This window comes from Planomonospora algeriensis (genome assembly GCF_977012225.1).
Genome location: NZ_CDRNDK010000114.1, coordinates 10,456 through 15,686, shown reverse-complemented (window position 1 = coordinate 15,686; position 5,231 = coordinate 10,456). Strand labels below are relative to the sequence as shown.

Genomic DNA, 5,231 nt, shown 5'->3' with positions numbered 1-5,231 from the left:
TCCATGCCCCGGGCGGCCTCCGTGCCCCGGGCCCGCCGGCCGTACCGGCGGCGCGGCCCCGGTTCGCCCGGCCGCTGACCACCGGGGCGCTCATCGGCTGGACCGCGCTCTCGGTGATCCTGCCCGGTGCGGCGCACCTGCGCGCCGGGCGGCGCCGCGTCGGTTACATCCTGCTCGGCGCCTTCGGCGTGCTGCTGCTGCTGGGGCTGATCGTCGGGATCACGCTCTCCGGTGAGGGCAACACCGGTCTCGCCACCCGGGACGGCGTGCTCGGCCTGACCGCGAGCCTGGCCGGCCTCGGCGCGCTCGGCTGGTTCCTGCTGGTGCTCGCCTCCTACATCACGCTCGGCCCCAGCAGGCTCAACGGCACCGGCCAGATCGTCTCCGGCATCGCCATCGGCACGCTCTGCGTGGCGGTCACGGCCCCGTTCGCGCTGGCCGCCAACACGGTGCTGACCGTCAAGGACACCGTCAACGCCATCTTCCCGACCGACCCGCAGGACCCCGCCGCGCCCACGTTCAAGCCCGAGGACCCCTGGGACGGGCGCGACCGGATCAACTTCCTGCTCATCGGCGGCGACGGCGCGGGCAACCGGGAGGGCATCCGCACCGACAGCATGAACGTGGCCAGCATCCACATCAAGACCGGCAACACCGTCATGTTCAGCCTCCCGCGCAACCTGCAGCACGTGCGCTTCCCGCCCTCCAGCCCGCTGGCCAAGCAGTTCCCCAACGGCTTCATGCGCGAGCTGCCCAACGGCGGCCTGCTCAACGAGGTCTGGCAGTACGCCGAGGACCACCCGGAGGTCATGGGGCGCAAGCACCAGGGCCCCCGGGCTCTCATGGACGCCATCGGCTACACGCTCAACCTGAAGATCGACTACTACGCCCTGATCAACATGTACGGCTTCGCCCACCTGGTCGACGCCATCGGCGGGCTGAAGATCAAGGTGGAGCACGACGTCAAGTACGGCGGCTCGTTCGGCACCGCCGGCACGATCAAGGCCGGCTACCAGACGCTCTCCGGCGAGGAGGCCCTCTGGTACGGCCGCTCGCGCGTCGGCAGCGACGACTTCTCCCGGATGGCCCGCCAGCGCTGCGTCATCGGCGCGTTCGCCCAGCAGGCCACCCCCACCGTCGTCCTGACGAACTTCACCAAGATCGCAGGCGTGGCCAAGCGCATGGCCCAGACGAACATCCCGCGCGACATGCTGGAGCACCTGACCGACCTGGCCCTCAAGGTCAAGGACGCCAGGATCACCAGCCTCCAGTTCGTGCCGCCGGAGTTCTACACCGGCTCGCCCGACTGGCAGAAGATCCGCGCCGCGTCCGCCAAGGCGCTGCGCCAGTCGACCCAGCCCCGCCGCAACTCCCTGGCCGGCCGCGCGACGGCCACGCCCGGCGCGACCGGCGCCTCCCCCACCCCGACGCTCAGCGCTCCCGCCAAGCCGACGGCGCTCAGGCCGACGGCCAACAAGACCCCGACGGCCGGCAAGAGCGCCCAGTCCCTCGACGAGCTCTGCGGCCTGTAGGCGCCGCACCGCACGTCCCGGGCCCGGACCTCCCGCACGGGGGTCCGGGCCGGGCGCGTCCGACGCCGGGTCGTCCGGCGCGTCCAGGCCGTCCGGCGTGCTCACGCCGTCCCGCACGCCCGGACCGTCCGGCGCGCTCACGCCGCCCGGGCGGTCCTCGGCAGCAGCGCGAACGCCCCCAGGTAGAGCAGGCCCGCCACGATCAGCAGCGCCTGGTAGCCGATGACCAGCGCCAGGTACTCCAGGCAGCCGCCCACCATCGCGCCCAGCAGGTTGGCGCCGAACGCGGTCGTGCCGTCGGCGGAGTCGGCGAAGCGCTTGGCGAACACCACGTTGGCCGCGAAGATCGGCAGGAACGCCACCAGCACGGCGACCACCGCCCGCACCGGCACCGGCAGGCCCAGCAGCCAGGAGTCCGGCACCAGCCAGGCCAGCGCCAGGCCGGCCAGCAGCACGCCGTACATGACGGACAGCGACGGGGTCCGCAGGCGGCGCGTCACCTCCACCGCGGCCAGCACCGCGACCAGCACCCCGGCGAACACGATCGCGTTGACCACCCAGGTGGTGCCGAACAGCAGCGCGAACCCGGTCACGCTCTTGGTCTCCAGCAGCAGGAACGCCACCCCGAGCAGGAACAGGTCGGCATAGGGGCGCATCCGGCGGTACGGCCCGGCGACCACCCGGACCGCGAGCAGGCTGACGATCAGGATCAGCAGCAGGGTGACGACGTAGATCTGCGGGATCGTCCGGTCCTTCAGGTAGAGGAAGGGCCGGTCGTCCCCCGAGGGCGGCGGGGTGGCGGCGGTCGCGCCCGCCCACTCGGCGCCGCAGGACTGGGCCCGCGCGGTGACCCCCGCGGTGATCACCGCCTGCTGGCCGGCCGTGCTCACGACGTCCACGCACGGCTTGTGCCCGAAGGCGGCCTGCACGGTCGAGGCGAGCCGGTCCACCAGCCAGCTCTCCCGGTAGTAGTTGTACATCGAGAAGGCCCCGCCGGGCTTGAGGTGCTCGCGGGCCGCCTCCATCGCCTCCCGGGTGAACAGGTAGCTCTCCAGCCGGAGCGAGCTCGCCCCGGAGACCAGGGTGAGCGAGTCGGGCAGCGCGAACAGGATCAGGTCGTACTTCTTGCCCGTCTGCTCCAGGAAGGCGCGGCCGTCGGTGATGTGGACGGTGACGCGCGGGTCGGCGTAGGGCCGGTCCGGGTGGTGGGCTCCGCCCAGTTCGCGGAGCCGGGGGTCGATCTCCACCGCGTCCACCCGCTTCGCCCCCTTGGACAGCGCGATCGCCACGTCGGTGCCGCTGCCCGCGCCCACGATCAGCACGTCGTCCAGCCTCCCGCCGACCGCCCGCTCGTACGGCAGGGCGTACTGCCGCTCCCACTCCAGCCGGTCGCCGCCGGGACGGCCCGCTGGTGCGGGATCCCGTTGACCTGGATGTCCATCACCGGCACGCCCTCCTGCTCGAAGCGGCTGTGGGTCACCTTGTAGTACGGCGACCACAGGGCCCCGGCGGTCAGCGTCTCGGCGGCCAGCGCCGCGACCACCACCAGCGACGGCACGGCCAGCGCGGCCCGCGCCCAGAGCCCGCGCGGCCGGAGCAGGACGGCGTAGGCGAGCGCGGCGATCACGCCCCACACCACCGGGGGCGCGCCGAGGAAGGACAGCGCGGTGAACAGGCCGATGCCGGTCAGGCTGCCGACCAGGTCGTAGCGGTAGGCCTCCAGCCGGTCCAGTTCCGGGAAGCAGCGGCCGACCAGCTCGGCCGGGCCCATCAGCACCACCGCCGCGGCGACGAAGACCACCGGCAGGATCAGCCAGGGCGGCGGCCCGCCCGCGCTCAGGCTGGTCCAGTACAGGACGCCCTCGGTGTGGCGGTCCACGGTGACCGGGAACAGCAGGATGACGGCCACCAGCGCCGCCAGCGCGATCGGCGAGTAGTACGGCGGCCGGTCCGTCCGCCCCACCCGCAGGAAGCCCAGCCCGATGCCGAGGAACGAGCCGAGCAGCACGAAGTTGGTGAAGTAGCTCAGGTGCACGATGTTCGACCCGGTCCACCGGATCAGCGCCAGCTCCAGGAAGAGCATGAAGGCGCTGGCCACGACCAGCCGGGGGCGGGTGGCCAGCCAGTGCTCGGAGCGGGTGTCGGGGCGGTGGGGTGGCGTGCTCTGCGCCGCGGCGGTCATGCCGTCCAAACGTAGTGATCCCGGCCCTCCCGCGGAAGGAGGACCGGCCGCGGCGGTTTACCGGGATTGCACCACACCCGCTGGTGGCGGGCGGTTTGCGGGACTGGACGAGGCCGCGGAGATGCAGGAACGTGGGGAGGTCCGCCGTCCTCGATCCTTCAACCTCTCGGTGGTGTGCCATGCGGGTCCTGATCCAGCTCCGCCCCTCTCCGGACGTCGTCGCGGCCGTGACCGACCCCGGCCGGACCGCCGCCGCGGCCGAGGTCGCCGACGGCCTGCCCGGGGTCGTCCTGGACCCCTCCTTCGCGCCGGTGGCGGTGCCGCGCCCGGTCCCGCCGGCGGGCGGCGACCCGCTCTCGCTGAACCAGCCGCTGCGCTTCTCGCTCGCCGCCGAGGACGCCTCGGTCCTGGTCCGCGGGGAGATCTCCGACGACGAGGCCGCGGTCCGGCTGGCCCTGCTGCCGGCGCTCCGCCCCGACGTCGTCGGCGTCTTCGCCGACCCGGTGATCGAGTCGAACCTCACCTGCGGCGGCGACGCCCCGGTGGGCGACTGGCACGACGTGGCGCGGCTGCTGGCCGCAGACGAGCTCGCGGGCGAGGGGCTGGACGGCGCGGGCGTCGCGCTCGCCGTACTGGACACCGGGATCAACGCCGCGCACGTCACCCGCCACCTCGGCCGGGACGTCACGCTGGACGCCGCGCGCAGCTGGAACCCGGCCGGGGTGACGGGGAAACCGGGTGAGTTCGAGGTGGACCACGGCACGATGTGCGCCTTCGACACGCTCATCGCCGCCCCGAAGGCGACGCTGATCGACGTCCCCGTGCTGCTCTCCCGGCGGCCGGGGGGATCGGCCATCGACGGCCTGCTCTCGGACGCGGTCGCGGCCTTCGCCCACCTGCGCACGGTCCTGGACGCCCAGCCCGAGCAGTCGCGGGCCCTGGTGGTCAGCAACAGCTGGGGCTCGTTCTCCCCTCGCTGGGACTTCCCCGTCGGCAGCCCCGGCAACTACTCCGACAACCCGGCCCACCCGTTCAACCTCATCGTGGCGAGTCTGGAGGCGGCCGGCGCCGACGTGCTGTTCGCGGCGGGCAACTGCGGGCGCGACTGCCGCGACGGCCGGTGCGCCTTCCCCGACCGCCCGATCGTCGGCGCCAACTCCCACCCCCGCGTCCTGTCGGTCGGCGGCGTCGACACGGGCGGCGAGCGGGTCGGCTACTCCTCGCAGGGCCCCGGCCGCCTGGACGGGCGCAAACCGGACCTGTGCGCCTACACCCACTTCTCCGGTTCGAAGGCGTTCGGCGACGACCAGCCCGACTCGGGCACCTCGGCCGCCTGCCCGGTCGCCGCCGGGCTGGTGGCCGCCGTCCGCACCCGGTGGCCCGTCTCCCGGCTCTCCCCCCGCCCAGCTGCGCACCCTGCTCCGCCGCACCGCCGACGACCGCAGCACGGTGGGCTTCGACCACGACTACGGCTACGGCGTCGTCGACCGCGCGGGATCCTCGCCGCGCTGCGCCGC

Annotated in this window: 4 protein-coding genes; 2 read left to right on the top strand and 2 right to left on the bottom strand. The window is 73.5% G+C overall.

From position 1 onward, the window contains the following. Positions 1–1,532, top strand: a 1,532-nt coding sequence (locus tag ACWJ6R_RS14580) for an LCP family protein (protein ID WP_449062734.1), incomplete at its 5' end; no start/stop codon positions are given. 137 nt (positions 1,533–1,669) lie between these two features. Here ACWJ6R_RS14580 and ACWJ6R_RS14575 read toward each other — a convergent pair. Further along, positions 1,670–2,854, bottom strand: coding sequence for a spermidine synthase (locus ACWJ6R_RS14575; RefSeq protein ID WP_449062733.1), 1,185 nt, complete (start codon positions 2,852–2,854; stop codon positions 1,670–1,672). Next, a complete protein-coding gene (locus ACWJ6R_RS14570) occupies positions 2,848–3,714 on the bottom strand; it encodes a hypothetical protein (RefSeq protein ID WP_449062732.1) in 867 nt (288 codons plus the stop codon). Before ACWJ6R_RS14570 ends, ACWJ6R_RS14575 begins: the two co-directional genes overlap by 7 nt. A 179-nt stretch (positions 3,715–3,893) precedes the next feature. Here ACWJ6R_RS14570 and ACWJ6R_RS14565 point away from each other — a divergent pair. Beyond that, on the top strand, positions 3,894–5,231 hold a 1,338-nt coding region (locus tag ACWJ6R_RS14565; RefSeq protein ID WP_449062731.1), incomplete at its 3' end, for a S8 family serine peptidase.

Excerpts from the sequence above, each read along its gene's own strand:
- ACWJ6R_RS14570 (WP_449062732.1), bottom strand. The coding sequence starts at position 3,714 with ATGACCGCCGCGGCGCAGAGCACGCCACCCCACCGCCCCGACACCCGC.